Annotated in this window: 13 protein-coding genes; 8 read left to right on the top strand and 5 right to left on the bottom strand. The window is 72.2% G+C overall.

What is annotated here, in order from left to right; all coding sequences use genetic code 11:
• The first annotated feature begins 42 nt into the window (after nucleotides 1-42).
• Entirely contained in the window at nucleotides 43-681 is a 639-nt protein-coding gene (locus tag OG538_RS21075) for a TetR/AcrR family transcriptional regulator (RefSeq protein WP_406100237.1), read from the top strand.
• Here the strand turns inward: OG538_RS21075 and OG538_RS21080 are convergent.
• Both OG538_RS21080 and OG538_RS21085 read right to left on the bottom strand, forming a co-directional pair.
• A complete protein-coding gene (locus OG538_RS21080; protein WP_406095818.1) occupies nucleotides 626-1474 on the bottom strand; it encodes a MaoC/PaaZ C-terminal domain-containing protein in 849 nt (282 codons plus the stop codon). The two genes, OG538_RS21075 and OG538_RS21080, sit on opposite strands and share 56 nt — an antisense overlap.
• A gap of 4 nt (nucleotides 1475-1478) precedes the next feature.
• Nucleotides 1479-2798: a 3-oxoacyl-ACP reductase gene (locus tag OG538_RS21085; protein WP_406095820.1), complete on the bottom strand. Its 1320-nt coding sequence runs from the start codon at nucleotides 2796-2798 to the stop codon at nucleotides 1479-1481.
• Between the two features lie 76 nt (nucleotides 2799-2874).
• On the opposite strand from OG538_RS21085, the gene OG538_RS21090 reads away from it, so the two are divergent.
• The 7 genes from OG538_RS21090 (at nucleotide 2875) to OG538_RS21120 (ending at nucleotide 13416) form a co-directional block, all read left to right on the top strand.
• Entirely contained in the window at nucleotides 2875-4152 is a 1278-nt protein-coding gene (locus OG538_RS21090; RefSeq protein ID WP_406095821.1) for an acetyl-CoA C-acetyltransferase, read from the top strand.
• 95 nt (nucleotides 4153-4247) lie between these two features.
• Nucleotides 4248-6161: an AMP-dependent synthetase/ligase gene (locus OG538_RS21095; protein WP_406095823.1), complete on the top strand. Its 1914-nt coding sequence runs from the start codon at nucleotides 4248-4250 to the stop codon at nucleotides 6159-6161.
• An 853-nt stretch (nucleotides 6162-7014) separates the two neighbouring features.
• Nucleotides 7015-7968: a TIGR03619 family F420-dependent LLM class oxidoreductase gene (locus tag OG538_RS21100; RefSeq protein ID WP_406095825.1), complete on the top strand. Its 954-nt coding sequence runs from the start codon at nucleotides 7015-7017 to the stop codon at nucleotides 7966-7968.
• A 10-nt stretch (nucleotides 7969-7978) separates the two neighbouring features.
• Nucleotides 7979-8764, top strand: coding sequence for an SDR family NAD(P)-dependent oxidoreductase (locus tag OG538_RS21105; RefSeq protein ID WP_406095827.1), 786 nt, complete (start codon nucleotides 7979-7981; stop codon nucleotides 8762-8764).
• 124 nt (nucleotides 8765-8888) lie between these two features.
• Nucleotides 8889-10010: an LLM class flavin-dependent oxidoreductase gene (locus tag OG538_RS21110; RefSeq protein WP_406095829.1), complete on the top strand. Its 1122-nt coding sequence runs from the start codon at nucleotides 8889-8891 to the stop codon at nucleotides 10008-10010.
• A gap of 206 nt (nucleotides 10011-10216) precedes the next feature.
• Nucleotides 10217-11956 carry an amidohydrolase family protein gene (locus tag OG538_RS21115; RefSeq protein ID WP_406095831.1) on the top strand — a complete coding sequence of 580 codons (1740 nt, stop codon included), beginning with the start codon at nucleotides 10217-10219 and terminating at the stop codon, nucleotides 11954-11956.
• Nucleotides 11953-13416 (top strand): aldehyde dehydrogenase family protein, encoded by a 1464-nt coding sequence (locus tag OG538_RS21120; protein WP_406095833.1) that lies wholly within the window; start codon nucleotides 11953-11955, stop codon nucleotides 13414-13416. The genes OG538_RS21115 and OG538_RS21120 overlap by 4 nt, the downstream gene beginning before the upstream one ends.
• Nucleotides 13417-13422: 6 nt before the next feature.
• On the opposite strand, the gene OG538_RS21125 is transcribed toward OG538_RS21120, so the two are convergent.
• From OG538_RS21125 to OG538_RS21135, 3 genes are read right to left on the bottom strand one after another with little or no spacing between them, the layout of a single operon-like run.
• Entirely contained in the window at nucleotides 13423-13911 is a 489-nt protein-coding gene (locus tag OG538_RS21125) for a hypothetical protein (RefSeq protein ID WP_406095835.1), read from the bottom strand.
• A complete protein-coding gene (locus OG538_RS21130; protein WP_406095837.1) occupies nucleotides 13908-14414 on the bottom strand; it encodes an RNA polymerase sigma factor in 507 nt (168 codons plus the stop codon). Before OG538_RS21130 ends, OG538_RS21125 begins: the two co-directional genes overlap by 4 nt.
• Entirely contained in the window at nucleotides 14404-14889 is a 486-nt protein-coding gene (locus OG538_RS21135; protein ID WP_406095839.1) for a DUF3995 domain-containing protein, read from the bottom strand. The genes OG538_RS21130 and OG538_RS21135 overlap by 11 nt, the downstream gene beginning before the upstream one ends.
• Nucleotides 14890-15043 lie beyond the last annotated feature (154 nt).

Below are 15043 nucleotides of genomic sequence, written 5' to 3' on the forward strand. Positions count from 1 at the left end.
GGGGCGGGAGGAGTCGACGTGGGTGCGGTGAAGAGCAAACGGATGCCGCGCGCGGTGCGTGAGCAGCAGATGATGGATGCCGCGGTGCAGATCTTCGGGCAGCGTGGATTCCGTGCCGCCTCGATGGACGAGATCGCCGAGCTGGCCGGGGTGTCCAAGCCGTTGGTCTACCTCTACCTGAATTCCAAGGACGAACTCTTCTCCGCGTGCATCGGGCGCGAGGCGAAAGCCCTGGTCGAAGCGGTGCAGGCGGGGGTGGAGCCCGGGCAGCCGGCGGACCGGCAACTGTGGGCGGGACTGCGGGCGTTCTTCACGCACACCGCGGAGAACCCGGACGGCTGGGCGGTGTTGTACCGCCAGGCGCGGACGCACGGGGAGCCGTTCGCCGGTGAGGTGAACGTGATGCGCGAGGAGATCGTTGCGTTCGTGACGGGTCTGATCGGGGCCGCCGCGCGCGAGGTGCACCACGATCCGGCGCTCGCGGACCGGGACGTGGCGGGGCTGGCGCAGGCGTTGGTGGGTGCGGCGGAGTCGCTCGCCGGCTGGGCGAACGAGACTCCGGGCGTCTCGGCGAAGGAGGCCGCGGCCACCTTGATGAACTTCTCCTGGGCGGGTCTGGAGAACCTTATGAACGGCCGTCCCTGGCAGCCTCCGGGGCAGTCCGCGCCGTCGTCCCGGTGAGGTGGACGCGGCCGCCGTCGCCGCGTAGTCCGAAGGTGTCGCCGTCCGAGGCGTAGGTGACGGTGCCGGGCAGCAGGACGGGGGCCCTGAAGTCGGCCCGGACCGAGCGGATCAGGTGCGGCTGCGGGGCTTCGGCGAGGCAGCGGGCGACGGTCCACATGCCGTGGGCGATGGCGCGGGGGAACCCGAACAGCCGGGCGGTCAGCGGGTACAGGTGGATCGGATTGCGGTCGCCCGACGCGGCTCCGTAACGGCGTCCGAGGTCGGCGGGCAGTCGCCACTCGGTGACGGCGGGGAGCGGCGGGCCGGGAGCGGCGGGAGCCGGGGCCGTACCCGTACCCGTCGCGTGGCGGGAGAGATAGCCGCTGCGGGACTCCCAGACCAGTTCGCCGGCCAGCCTCGCCTCCGTGACCATGGTGACCTCGGTGCCGCGTCGGTGCGGGGTCAGTGCCTCCGCGTACACCGTGAGTTCCAGGGCGTCGGTGGGCCGCAGACTCCGGTGTGCGGTGATCTCGATCCAGGTGTGGACGAGTCCGGTGACCGGCAGGGGGAAGCGGCGTCCGGTCATCAGCCGCATGGCGAGCGGGAAGGCCAGGACGTGTGGATAGGTGACCGGAAGGGCGCCCGACTCGGAAAATCCGCAGATCCTGCGGTACGCGGCCAGGGGGCCGGGTGCGGCCGGTGCGGCCGGCAGGTGCGGCCGGCCGGCCGGGAGCGTGGCGCCCGGCCTTCCCGCCCGCTTGAACGGGGAGGTGAGGGCGCCGCGTGCCAGGGAGAGGAGCAGGCTGGGCATCCGCTCACGCTCCCAGCAGGCTCTGGCCGCAGACCCGGACGATCTGGCCGTTGACGGCGCTGGAGGCGGGCTGGGCGAACCAGGCGGTCGTCTCGGCGACGTCGACCGGGAGGCCTCCCTGCGAGAGGGAGTTCATCCGGCGGCCCGCCTCCCGGATGAACAGCGGAACGGCGGCGGTCATCTTGGTCTCGATGAAACCGGGGGCCACCGCGTTGACCGTGACCCCGTGGTCGGCTGCGGCCCGCGGGGCGAGTGAGCGGACCAGGCCGATGATGCCCGCCTTGCTGGCCGCGTAGTTCGTCTGGCCGTTGTTCCCGGCGATGCCGGCGATGGAGGCGGTCGCGACGATCCGGCCCCTGCGGTTGACGGTGCCGGCCTTCAGCAGGGCGTCGGTGGTGCGCAGGACGCTGTCGAGGTTGACGTCGATGACCGAGGCCCAGCGGTCGGCGGGCATGTTGGCGAGGCGACGGTCGCGGGTGATGCCGGCGTTGTGGACGAGGATGTCGAGGCCGTCGGGGGCCGCTGCGGCGATCCGTTCGGCGGCGTCGTCCGCGGTGATGTCCAGCGGCAGGGCGGTGGCGCCGAGCCGGTCGGCGGTGCGGACCAGGTCCTCCTGGGCCTGCGGGACGTCCAGGCAGATGACGTGGGCGCCGTCCCGGGCCAGCACGGAGGCGACCGAGGCGCCGATACCGCGGGCGGCCCCGGTGACCAGTGCGGTGCGGCCGGTGAGCGGGGCGGCCCAGTCGGCGACCGGGTCGGGAGCGGTGTCGGTCACCTCGATGACCTGGCCGCTGATGTACGCGGACCGGGGCGAGAGCAGGAAGCGCAGGGTGGACTCGGCCCCGGCGACCGCGCCGGGTGTGATGCGCACCAGCTGTACCGTGGCGCCCTTGCCGATCTCCTTGCCCAGTGAGCGTACGAACCCTTCGAGCGCCTGCTGGGCGGCGGCCTGGTGGTGGTCGTCCGGGGACGGGGGCGTGCCGAGGACGACGATGCGGCCGCCCGTCGCCAGCGAGCGGACGACGGGGTGCAGCGCGGCGTGTACCGCTCCGAGCCCGGCTGCAGTGCCGACGGCCGTGGCGTCCAGGACGATTCCGGCCGGCCGGTCGGCGCGGGCCACGACCTCCGGGCCGCATACGGCGAGGACGGCGGCGAGTTCGTCCGTGACGGTCGAGTCCCCGGCCGTGAGTTGGATGACCGGGCCGGGCAGCGTCGGCGTCTCCAGCGTCCAGCGGCGCAGCCGGGCGGGCTGGGGCAGGCCGAGTCTCCGGGTCACGAATCGGCCGGTTGCTGTGCCGGTGAGGTGCAGATAGCGGTCGGCCATTGTCCTGACTCCCTGCTCGGTCGTAGATTTACTCTGGAGTAAGGTTACTCAAGAGTCAGGAGTTGGTCGAGATGAGTTGGTCGAGTTGATCCCCCTCGCACTCCCGCAGCCCCGCAGGGTCGCGGTCATCGGCGGCAGCCGCATCCCGTTCGCGCGCTCCGACGGGCCGTACGCGCAGGCCTCCAACCAGCAGATGCTCACCGCCGCGCTGGACGGACTGGTCGAGCGGTTCGGTCTCCAGGGACAGCGGGTCGGCGAGTTCGCCGCGGGCGCGGTCCTCAAACACAGCCGGGACTTCAACCTGGCCCGGGAGACCGTGCTCGGCTCGCGCCTCGACCCGCGCACCCCCGCGTACGACATCCAGCAGGCGTGCGGAACCGGCCTCCAGGCCGTGATCGCCGCCGCCAACAAGATCATGCTCGGGGCGATCGACTCCGCGATCGCGGGCGGCACGGACACCACGAGCGACGCTCCCCTCGGCGTCAACGACGAACTGCGCCGACTGCTGTTGTCGGCCCGGCGCGCGAAGTCGACGGGCGGCAGGGTCAAGGCCCTCGCGGGGGTACGCCCCCGGCACCTCGTCCCGGACATCCCGCGCAACGCCGAACCCCGCACCGGCCTCTCGATGGGCGAGCACGCGGCGGTCACCGCCCGGCAGTGGGAGATCGGCCGCGCGGAGCAGGACCTCCTCGCCGCCACCAGCCACCAGCGGCTCGCCGCCGCGTACGACCGGGGCTTCCTGGACGACCTCGTCGTCCCGTACCTCGGCCTGGACCGCGACCAGAACCTGCGTCCGGGCTCGACCGTGGAGAAACTCGCCACCCTGAAGCCGGTGTTCGGCGCGGACCACCCGGACGCGACGATGACCGCGGGCAACTCCACCCCGCTCACGGACGGCGCCGCGACCGTACTGCTGGCGAGCGACGAGTGGGCCGAGCGGCACGGCCTGGAACCGCTGGCCCACCTCTCCCTGTACGAGATGGCCGCGGTCGACTACGTGGGTGGTGAGGACGGGCTGCTCATGGCACCCGCGTACGCCGTGCCGCGGATGCTGGAGCGGGCCGGGCTCGGCGTCGAGGACTTCGACCTCTTCGAGGTCCACGAGGCCTTCGCCTCCCAGGTGCTCGCCACGCTCGCCGCCTGGGAGAAGCAGGGGCTGGCGCCGGTCGACCGGGACAGGCTCAACGTGACGGGGTCCTCCCTCGCCACGGGGCACCCCTTCGCGGCGACGGGCGCAAGGATCGTCGCGACGCTGGCCAAGCTCCTCGCGGAACGCGACGCCCCGGGCCGCGGGCTGATCTCCATCTGCGCGGCGGGCGGCCAGGGGGTCACGGCGATCCTCGAACGCGTCTGAGCCGCAGGACAGTTACGCACCGTTGGACGAGGCCCCCCGGGCCTGCCGCCGGGCGGAGCAGGTGAACCGCCCGACCCGATGCTGAGGAGCCGCACGTGCCCACGCCACCCGCCCCTTCCCCCACACCCTCCACCCCCGTCCTGGTCGAGCCGACGAAGGTCAGAGCCGCCGACGGCAGCGTCCAGCAGGTGTCCGTCCCGGCGTTCGCCCGGCCGGTGCGCCGTGGCTCGCTCGCCGAGATCCCGTTCGACAACGCCCGCGAGGCGCCGTCGGACGCCGTACTCAGCCGCAAGGAGCCGGACGGCACCTGGCAGGACGTGACCGCTGCCGACTTCGCAGCCGAGGTTCTCGCCGTCGCCAAGGGCCTGATCGCGGAGGGCCTGCGGAGCGGCGACCGCATCGCGATCATGGCGCGTACGACCTACGAGTGGACGCTGCTCGACTTCGCCTCCTGGGCCGCCGGCCTGGTCACCGTCCCCATCTACCCGACCTCGTCCGCCTTCCAGGCCCGCTGGATACTCCAGGACTCAGGCGCGGTCGCCTGTGCCGTCGAGACGGCCGAGCAGGGCCGCGTCATCAGCCAGGAACGCAAACAGCTCGGCGACCTCACGCACCTCTGGCAGTTCGACACGGGCGCACTGGGGCGGCTGAAGAAGCTCGGCAAGGACGTCCCGGACGATGTCGTCGCCGCCCGCCGCGCCGGCCTGGAACCGGAGACCCCGGCCACCCTCATCTACACCTCGGGCACGACCGGCCGTCCCAAGGGCTGCGTCCTGACGCACGGCAACTTCTTCGCCGAGGTCGACAACGCCATCGAACTGCTGCACCCGGTCTTCAAGTCCGTCAGCAAGTACCCCGCGTCCACGCTGCTGTTCCTGCCGCTGTCGCACGTCTTCGGCCGGATGGTCGCGATCGGCTGTCTGCGCGCCCGGGTCCGCCTCGGCCACGCGCCGTCCATCCGGACCGAGGACCTGCTCGCCGACCTGGCCGGCTTCAAGCCGTCGTTCCTGCTGGCGATCCCGTACGTACTGGAGAAGGTCTACAACACCGGCCGGGCCACCGCCGAGAAGATGGGCCGCGCCTCGTCCTTCGACCGGGCCGCACGGATCGCCCAGCGCTACGGCCAGGCCGTCGAGGCGGCGGAACACGGCACGGGCCCCGGCCCGGGCCTCGGCCTGCGGGCCGCCCGCGCCCTGTACGACCCGCTGGTCTACCGCCGCATCCGGGCCGCGCTCGGCGGTCACGTCCGCTACGCGATCTGCGGCGGCTCCCCCCTGGGCCACCGGCTGGCCGCCTTCTACGCGGGCGCCGGCATCGAGATCTTCGAGGGCTACGGCCTGACGGAGACCACCGCCGCCGCCACCGTCACTCCGCCCCTCAAGCCGCGCCTGGGCACGGTCGGCTGGCCGATGCCCGGCACCGCCGTACGCATCGCCGAGGACGGCGAGGTGCTGCTCAGCGGCGGCCAGGTCTTCCAGGGCTACTGGGACACCGAACGCGGCGAGGCCGTCCCGGCTCTGGACGGCGGCTGGTTCGCCACCGGCGACCTGGGCGCGCTCGACGAGGACGGCTACCTCACGATCACCGGCCGCAAGAAGGACATCATCATCACCTCGGGCGGCAAGAACGTCATCCCCGCCCCCCTGGAGGACTGGCTGCGCGCCCACCCGCTGGTCAGCCAGTGCATGGTGGTCGGCGACAACCGTTCCTTCGTCACCGCCCTGATCACCCTGGAGCCGGACGGCCTGTCCCACTGGCGGCAGATGAAGAAGAAGCAGGACGTCCCGATGCGCGAACTCGTCCACGACGAGGACCTGCGCGCGGCGCTCCAGCGCGCGGTGGACGAGGCCAACCGCCTCGTCTCGCGGGCCGAGTCGATCCGCAAGTTCACCGTGCTGACCGTGGACTTCACCGAGGAGGGCGGCCATCTGACGCCGTCCCTGAAGCTGAAGCGGGACGCGATCGCGCGGGACTTCGAGGCGGAGATCGAGGAGTTGTACGGGAAGTAGGGAGCGGGGGGTGGGGGGGTGGGGCCCTTGGCCCTTGCCCGGGTCCTCGGGTGCGGGGTTCCGTGGTGCGGGGTTCCGTGGTGCGGGGTTCCGTCCTCAATCGCCGGACGGGCGGGTGCCCGTGCGGGGCGGGGCCCTCGGCCGGGCGGGCGCGCGGGGTTCCGGGGTCCCGGGGCGGGGGGTTCCGTCCTCAATCGCCGGACGGGCTTGGTGTGGTGCGGGTGCCCCGTAGGGGCGCTTTGGCCTGGTGGTGGGGGTCCGTGGCCCCTCCGGGGCGTCTCCTCAGACGACGAACGTTCGGCCGGTACGCAGCGGACCCGGGTCGATGTTCGTCGTTCTGCGGGGACTCCCCTGCACGGCCCCGGACCCGGCCGCCCTGCGTCTGCGGCAGTCGTACGGCTGGTGTGCACTCGCGAGTGATGCAGGGTGGGGCCGTGCAGGGCAGTCCCCGCAAGAAATGGCGTACGACCCGGGTCCTCCGCGTGACCGGGTGCACACGCCATTTTTGAGGAGTCTGCCCGGAGGGGCACCACCCCCACCCACGGTGACGGCGCACCACGGAGCAACCCGCACCCGCACTCAAGCCCGTCCGGCGATTGAGGACGGAACCCCGCGCCCCGGATGGGGCGCACCCCGCGGAGCAACCCGCACCCCGGACCCCGGACAACGGCGCACCCCGCAGGGAACCCGCACCCCGCAGGCACCCGCACCCCGCAGGGGACCCGGACCAAGCGTTACAACCAGGCCCCTGGCACCCCTTGCCTGATGAGGCGTCAGGTACGACGATGGCCCCGCTTGTGAAGTGACGGGCCGTCAGGTCGGTCAGGGTCCCCCAGGGGAAGGAGGCCGTTCGGTGCCGATACTGCCCGCCGGACCGCTGTCGTACGGGATGCAGCTCCCGATCCAGTCGCAGAGCGCCATCTACGCAGAGCCGTGGGAGGCCGGGGCCACCCCGGCCGACCTCGCCGAGATCGCCCGTACCGCCGACCGCGCAGGGTTCGGCTACCTGGCGAGCTGTGACCACGTCGCGATCCCCCGCAGGCTCGCGGGGGCGATGAGCACCGTCTGGTACGACCCCGTGGCCACCCTTGCCTTCCTCGCGGGGATCACCGAGCGCGTGCTGCTCATGAGCCATGTCGCCGTCGTCGGGCTGCGGCATCCGCTGGCCACGGCCAAGCAGTACGCCACTCTCGACCACCTCAGCGGCGGACGGCTGATCCTCGGGGTGGGGGCCGGGCATGTGCGGGACGAGTTCGACGCGCTGGGGGCGGACTTCGACGGGCGGGGCGGCGTGCTCGACGAGAGCATCGACGCGCTCAAGGCCGCGCTCGGGCCCGAGGAGTACCCGGAGTTCGCCGGGGAGCGGTTCGCCTTCAGCGGGCTCGGGCAGCTGCCCCGGCCCGCCCAGGTGCGGGTGCCGGTCTGGGTGGGCGGGTCGTCGCCCGCTGCGGTGCGCCGGGCGGCCGTGCGCGGGGACGGCTGGCTGCCGCAGGGGGACCCGCGGGAGAAGCTGCCCGCGCAGATCGGCCGGCTGCACGCGCTCCGCGAGGAGGCGGGCGTCGCCCAGCCGATCGTCGTCGGGGCCATCACCGAGCCCCTGTACGTGGGGGAGCCGGGCTGGTCCGTGGGGCGGCGCACGCTCAGCGGGAAGCCCGAGGTCCTCGCCGAGTCGCTGCGGGAGTACGGCGCGATGGGGGTGCATCAGATCCAGGTGCGCTTCCGCAGCCGCAGCAGGACGGAACTGACCGATCAGATGGCGGCGTTCGCCGCCGAAGTCGCACCTCACCTCGACAAACTCGACAGGTAGGAGTCAGGCCATGGGCAAGCTGGACGGGCGGGTCGTGCTGATCAGCGGGGCGGCGCGCGGGCAGGGTGAGCAGGAGGCGCGGCTCTTCGCCGCCGAGGGTGCGCGGGTGGTGATCGCCGACGTGCTCGACGAGCAGGGCGAGGCGCTCGCGAAGGAGCTGGGGGAGGGCGTCGCGCTCTTCGTGCACCTGGACGTGAGCCAGGAGGCGGACTGGCAGGCCGCGGTCGCCGCCGCGAAGGGTGCCTTCGGGAAGATCGACGGGCTGGTCAACAACGCGGGGATCCTGCGCTTCAACGAGCTGGTGACCACGCCGCTGGAGGAGTTCCAGCAGGTGGTGCAGGTGAATCAGGTCGGGGCCTTCCTGGGGATCAGGAACGTCGCGCCGGAGATCGAGGCGGCCGGTGGCGGGACCATCGTCAACACCTCCTCGTACACCGGGCTCACCGGCATGGCGTTCGTCGGCGCGTACGCGGCGACCAAGCACGCCGTGCTGGGGCTGACCAGGGTGGCGGCGGTGGAGCTGGCCGCGAAGGGCATCCGGGTCAACGCCATGTGCCCCGGCGCAGTGGACACTCCCATGACCAACCCGGCCGCGCTGGACCCGGACGCGGACCCGGAGGAGACGGCGGCGGCCGTGGGCGAGCTGTACAGGAAGCTCGTGCCGCTCGGGCGGATCGGCCGGCCCGAGGAGGTGGCGGCGCTCGCGCTCTTCCTGACCTCGGACGACTCCTCGTACATCACCGGCCAGCCGTTCGTCATCGACGGCGGATGGCTGGCGGGGGTCAGTCTGTTCTGAGCGGGCGCCGAGAGCCGGTCAGCTGACGAAGCGTCAGCTATTGACGGGTCGGAGTGTCGGTGGAACAGTCGGACGCATCAGAATCTGACGATGTGTCAGAAACGATTGAGGACGGTGAACCACCTTGGAATTCGGGCTCTTTGTACAGGGGTACGTGCCCGCCGCGCGGGCCAAGGCCGACCCCGGGGCAGAGCACAAGGCGCTGATCGAGGAGACCGAGTACGTCATCCAGGCGGACAAGTCCGGCTTCAAGTACGCCTGGGCCTCCGAGCACCACTTCCTGGAGGAGTACTCGCATCTCTCGGCCAACGATGTGTACCTGGGCTATCTCGCCCACGCCACGGACCGCATCCACCTCGGATCCGGCATCTTCAACCCGCTCGCCCCGGTCAACCACCCGGTGAAGGTGGCCGAGAAGGTCGCCATGATGGACCACCTCTCGGAGGGACGCTTCGAGTTCGGCTCCGGCCGCGGGGCGGGCACCCACGAGATCCTCGGGTTCATGCCGGGCATCACCGACATGAACCACACGAAGGAACTCTGGGAAGAGACCATCGCCGAGTTTCCCAAGATGTGGCTCCAGGACGAGTACGTCGGCTTCCAGGGCAAGCACTGGTCGCTGCCGCCCCGCAAGATCCTGCCCAAGCCGTACGGGAAGTCGCACCCGGCGATGTGGTACGCGGCCGGCTCGCCGCCCTCGTACGCCATGGCGGGGAAGAAGGGGCTCGGGGTGCTGGGCTTCAGCGTGCAGAAGGTCTCCGACATGGAGTGGGTCGTCGAGTCCTACAAGAACGCCGTCAAGGATGCCGAGCCGGTCGGTGACTTCGTCAATGACAACGTGATGGTGACCTCGACCGCGATCTGCGCCGAGACCCACAAGAAGGCCGTCGAGATCGCGGTGGGCGGCGGGCTGAACTACCTCCAGTCGCTGCTGTTCCGCTACCACGACACCTTCCCCCGGCCGGAGGGGATCCCCGAGTGGCCGGAGCTGCTTCCGGAGTACTCCGAGGAGATCATCGAGCTCCTGATCGCCGAGGAGCTGATGATCTGCGGTGACCCGGACGAGGTGCTGGGGCAGTGCCGGCGCTGGGAGCAGGCGGGGGCGGATCAGCTGAGCTTCGGGCTGCCGATCGGGATCAGCCCCGAGGACACGATGAACTCGATCAAGCTGATCGGTGAGCACGTGATCCCGAAGATCGACACGGACCCGGTGCACCGGACGACGCGGTTCCGCGACGCGGCGTAGCCGGCCCGGGGGTGCGGGTTTTCGGGGGCGCTGCCCCCGTACCCCCGCTCCTCAATCGCCGGAGGGGCTTGATCTTGCCCGGCGGGGCTTGAAGCTCACCCACACACGGGCGGCGTCTTCCCGGACCGCCGCTCCGCGAGCCGGGGTGCGTACCGCGGCCGTACGCACCCCGGCGCAACAGACCGCCACGGAGAAAGGGACCCGTCATGCTCGACCACCTCATCCGCGGAGCGACCGTCGTGGACGGCAGCGGCGGGCCCTCCTACCCCGCGGACGTCGGCATCCGGTCCGGCCGCATCGCCGTCATCGCGGAGCCCGGCACCGTCGCCGAGGAGGCCGCGACCTCCGAGGACGCCACCGGCCTCGTCCTCGCGCCCGGCTTCGTCGACCCGCACACCCATTACGACGCGCAGCTCTTCTGGGACCCGTACGCCACCCCGTCGATGAACCACGGCGTCACCACCGTCGCCGGCGGCAACTGCGGGTTCACCCTCGCCCCGCTCCATCCGGACCGGCCGGAGGACGCCGATTACACCCGGCGCATGATGTCGCGGGTCGAGGGCATGGCGCTCAAGGCCCTGGAGGAGGGCGTCGACTGGAGCTGGTCCAGCTTCCGCGAGTACCTCGACGCGCTCGACGGGCGGATCGCCGTGAACGCCGGATTCATGGTCGGGCACTGCGCCCTCCGCCGCCACGTGATGGGAGCCGAGGCGGCGGGCGGACAGCCCACACCCGCCCAACTCGACGCCATGCTGGCGCTGTTCCACGACGCGATGGACGCCGGGGCGTGGGGCCTGTCCACCACGCAGTCCTCCACCCACTCCGACGGCGACGGGCAGCCCGTCGCCTCCCGGCACGCGCTCCCCGAAGAACTCCTCGCGCTCTCCCGGGCCGTCGGCGAGCACGAGGGCACGCAGTTGGAGGCCATCGTCGCCGGCTGCCTCGACCAGTTCTCGGACGAGGAGATCGACCTCCTCGTCGACATGACGGCCGCAGCCGGGCGCCCGCTCAACTGGAACGTGCTGACCATCGACGCCTCCGTTCCCGAACGCGTCCCGCGCCAGCTGGTCCCCAGTGAACGCGCCCGCCGCGCGGGCGGCCGGATCGTCGCGCTGACGATGCCGATCCTCACCCCGATGAACATGTCGCTCGGCACGTTCTGCGCCCTCAACCTGATCCCGGGCTGGGGCGACATCCTCGCCCTCCCCGTACCCGAGCGCATCGAGCGGCTTCGGGACGCGGACACCCGGGCCGAGATGCTGCGCCGCGCCGACAGCAAGGAGGCCGGCGTCTTCCGCCGTCTCGCGAACTTCGGCCGGTACGTCATCGGCGACACCTACAGTGCGGCGAACGAGGGCCTCAGCGGGCGGGTCGTGAAGGACATCGCGGCCGAGCGCGGCCAGGACGCCTTCCACTGCCTCGTGGAGATCTGCGCGGCCGACGAGCTGCGTACGGTCCTGTGGCCGATGCCCACGGACAACGACCCCGACTCCTGGGCACTGCGGCAGCGCACCTGGGAGCACGACGACGTGATGCTCGGCGGCTCCGACGCGGGCGCGCACCTGGACCGGATGTGCGGCGCCCCGTACACGACCCGCTTCCTCGGCGACTGTCTGCGCGGCCGCAAACTCATGCCGCTGGAACGGGCCGTCAAGATGCTGACCGACGACCCGGCCCGGCTGTTCGGTCTGCGCGAGCGCGGCCGTGTCGAGGAGGGCTTCCACGCCGACCTCGTGCTCTTCGATCCCGAACGCATCGAAGCGGGCCCCGCGATCCTCGTCCACGACCTGCCGGGTGACAGCCCCCGGCTGGACTCCAAGGCGCTGGGCATCGTGTCGGTCCGGGTCAACGGGGTGGAGACCCTGCGCGACGACAAGGTGACCGGTGCGGTCCCCGGGACGGTGCTCCGTTCCGGCCGCGACACCCGGACGGTGAGCACACTGTGACCACGTCACCCCAGCGCCTCTTCATCGGCGGCGAGTGGACCGAGCCCGCCGACGGCCACTACGAGGTGATCGACCCGGCCACCGAGGACGTCGTGGGCCTCGCCCCCGAGGCGAGCCGCGCCCAGGTGTACGAGGCGGCCGCCGCTGCCCGCGAAGCCTTCGGGCCGTGGTCCCGCACCCGCCCCGAGGAACGCGCAGCGATCCTGGACCGTGCCGCGGACCTGATGCAACGCGACTTCACGGCGAACGCGGAGCTCGCGCAGGCGGAGAGCGGCGCCACCACCGGTACGGCCCGCGGGATGCAGGTCGCCGTGGGCGCGGCCCGCTTCCGGCGGTACGCGAAGGGGGCGCTGGAACCGGCCGAGGAGGCGGTCCCGCCGCAGATCAACGAGGCCGGGCCGATGGGCCGGGCCGGGATCTTCGGGGCGCTCGCCGTGCGCCAGCCGGTCGGCGTCGTCACCTGCATCACCTCGTACAACAATCCCTGGGCCAACCCGGCCGGCAAGATCGCCCCGGCGCTCGCGATGGGCAACACGGTCCTCGTGAAGCCCGCCCCGCAGGACCCGCTCTCCGTCTACCGGATGGCCGAGGCGCTCGCTGAGGCGGGCGTGCCGGCGGGCGTCGTCAACGTGGTGAGCGGCTCGGGCCCGGACGCGGGCGAGGCGGCCGTGGACTCGCCCGACGTCGACATGGTCAGCTTCACCGGCTCCACCTCGGTCGGGCAGCGCATCGCGGAGGTCTGCGGCCGGAGCATGAAGCGGCAGCTGATGGAGCTGGGCGGGAAGGGCGCCGCTGTGGTGCTCGACGACGCCGACCTGGACTCGGCGGTCGCGGGCATCGGGACGACGTTCTCCTTCTACAGCGGTCAGATCTGTACGGCTCCGACCCGCGTCCTGGTCCAGCGGGGCGTCCACGACGCGCTGATCGGGAAGCTCACCGCGTACGCCGGGTATCTGCCGGTCGGCGACCCGAAGGCGAAGGGGACGGTCGTCGGCCCGGTCATCTCGGCGGCGCACCGGGACCGCATCGAGTCGTACGTGGAGCTGGGCCGCAAGGAGGGCGCCCGGGTCGTCACGGGCGGCGAACGCCCGGAGCCGACCGGCCGCGGCTTCTACGTCGCGCCGACGCTGCTGGCCGACTGCACCAACGACATGCGCGTGGTGCGGGAGGAGATCTTCGGTCCGGTCGTGGTGGTCGTTCCCTTCGACGACGAGGAGGAGGGCATCGCGCTGGCCAACGACAGCGACTACGGACTGATCGACTACGTCTGGTCCGGCGACGTGGCCCGCGCCTTCCGCGTCGCGCGCCGGCTGCGCGCGGGCGGGGTCGGGGTGAACACCATCGGCCGCAACATGGAGGCCCCGTTCGGCGGCTTCAAGCGGAGCGGTGTCGGGCGCGATGTCGGCTCGTACGCGCTGCACGCGTACAGCGAACTCCAGGCGATCGTCTGGCCGGGCTGAGGGGCCTCACCCCGGCGCCCCGAGGCGGGCGTCCAGTCTGCCCAGTACCTTGCGGCCCGCCCGGCCCACGCCGACCGGGACCAGGGCCGCCCGCCCCGGCACACGGACCCCACCGGTGAAGGCGACCACGGTGTGGCCGGGGGTGGTGTCGGACGGAGCGGCCGCGATGCCGATCAGGACGAAGCGGCTCTGCAGCCAGAGCCAGCCGGGACGACGCACCCCGCGGAAACGGGCGTGCATTCCGAACCGGCTGCGGGCCACCGCCTCGACCCGGTCGCCCTCGGCGCGGGTCAGCCTGAGGTGCCGCATGTCCGGTACGAGGAAGGCGAGTTCCCCGTCGATGTCGGCGAGCAGTGGCTCCACGGCTGCGCACGGTACGGGGATCTCGCGGGTGGTGACCCGGGCGCCGCGCACCCCGGCCGCGAGCGCGCGCAGCCGTCGCACGGGGTCCAGCGGTGCGGCTGCGGGCCACGGGGGGAGGGGGGTGTCGGTCATGACGTCCATGCCTTCCGGAAGGAGTCCCGCGCCCGGTGCAGGCGGGACTTGACGGTGCCCACCCGCAGGTCGAGCAGGGCGGCGGCGGTCTGTTCGTCCAGGCCCTCGACGTCGCGCAGGACCAGCACGGCCCGGTGTTCGGGGGAGAGCCGGGCCAGCACGTCACCGATGTCGGTGCCGAGTTGTGGATCGCCGCGCTGGGGCAGCGTGGTGAGGTCGACGGGCACGGACCTGGCGGTGCGCCGGGCGACCCGGACCGCCTCCCGGCAGGCGATGGACCGCACCCAGCCGTACAGGGCCGGCGGTTCCTTGAGGGTGCGCAGGCCACGGAAGACGGCGACGAGGGTCTCCTGGACGGCGTCCGGTCCGTCGGCCAGTGCGATGGGGGTGCAGATGCGGCTCGCGTACGGGGTGAGGACGTCCAGCAGTTCGTTCATCGCGAGGGTGTCTCCGCGCTGGGCGGCCACCACCAGGCGTATCGCGCGGGCGTGGTCATCGGGCACGGGCGGAGAGGTCCTCCCTGGCCGCCACCCGGAGTGCGGCGGCCGCGAGCAGCAGGCAAAGGGGCGTGTACAGGGACCGGTTGAGCAGATGGAACGAGGATCCGGCTCCGGCGTCCAGCCCCGTGCGCAGCCCCATCGCCCAGCCGAGCCCGGCCACCCCGCGCAGCGCGGTGCCGCAGGCGACCGCGAGGGTCCCGGCCTGGAGCAGTCCGCCCAGCCGGTGGGCACGGCCCAGTCGGGCGCGGGCGTTGACCAGGGCTGCGCCGCCGAACAGTGCGGCGGCCAGCGGGAGGACGACCGGTGGTGTGAACGGGGCGTCGATGCCGAGCACGGCGTACGAGAGGGAGGCGGCGTCCTCGGCGGGCCAGGTGCTGCCCGTGGACCAGAGGACGTGCAGCAGTCCGTCGGCGGTGAGCACGCCGGCGACGGCGATGGCCGCGGCGCGGCGGGTCGGCAACAGGCGGTCGGGTATCACGGGGGCTCCTCTGCGGGGCTGTGGACGGCGGTGACGTGTTGCGTCACCCCACAGAGGGGCCGGATCGCCGATTCGTTCCCTTGACCTTCTGGATGCGGAGGGCGGGCAAGTATCTCGCCATCAAGTATCTTGGCATCGAGAATAACTCCCGGCA

It is taken from the genome of Streptomyces sp. NBC_01013 (assembly GCF_045162765.1).
In the GTDB taxonomy this organism is placed as follows: Bacteria; Actinomycetota; Actinomycetes; order Streptomycetales; family Streptomycetaceae; genus Streptomyces.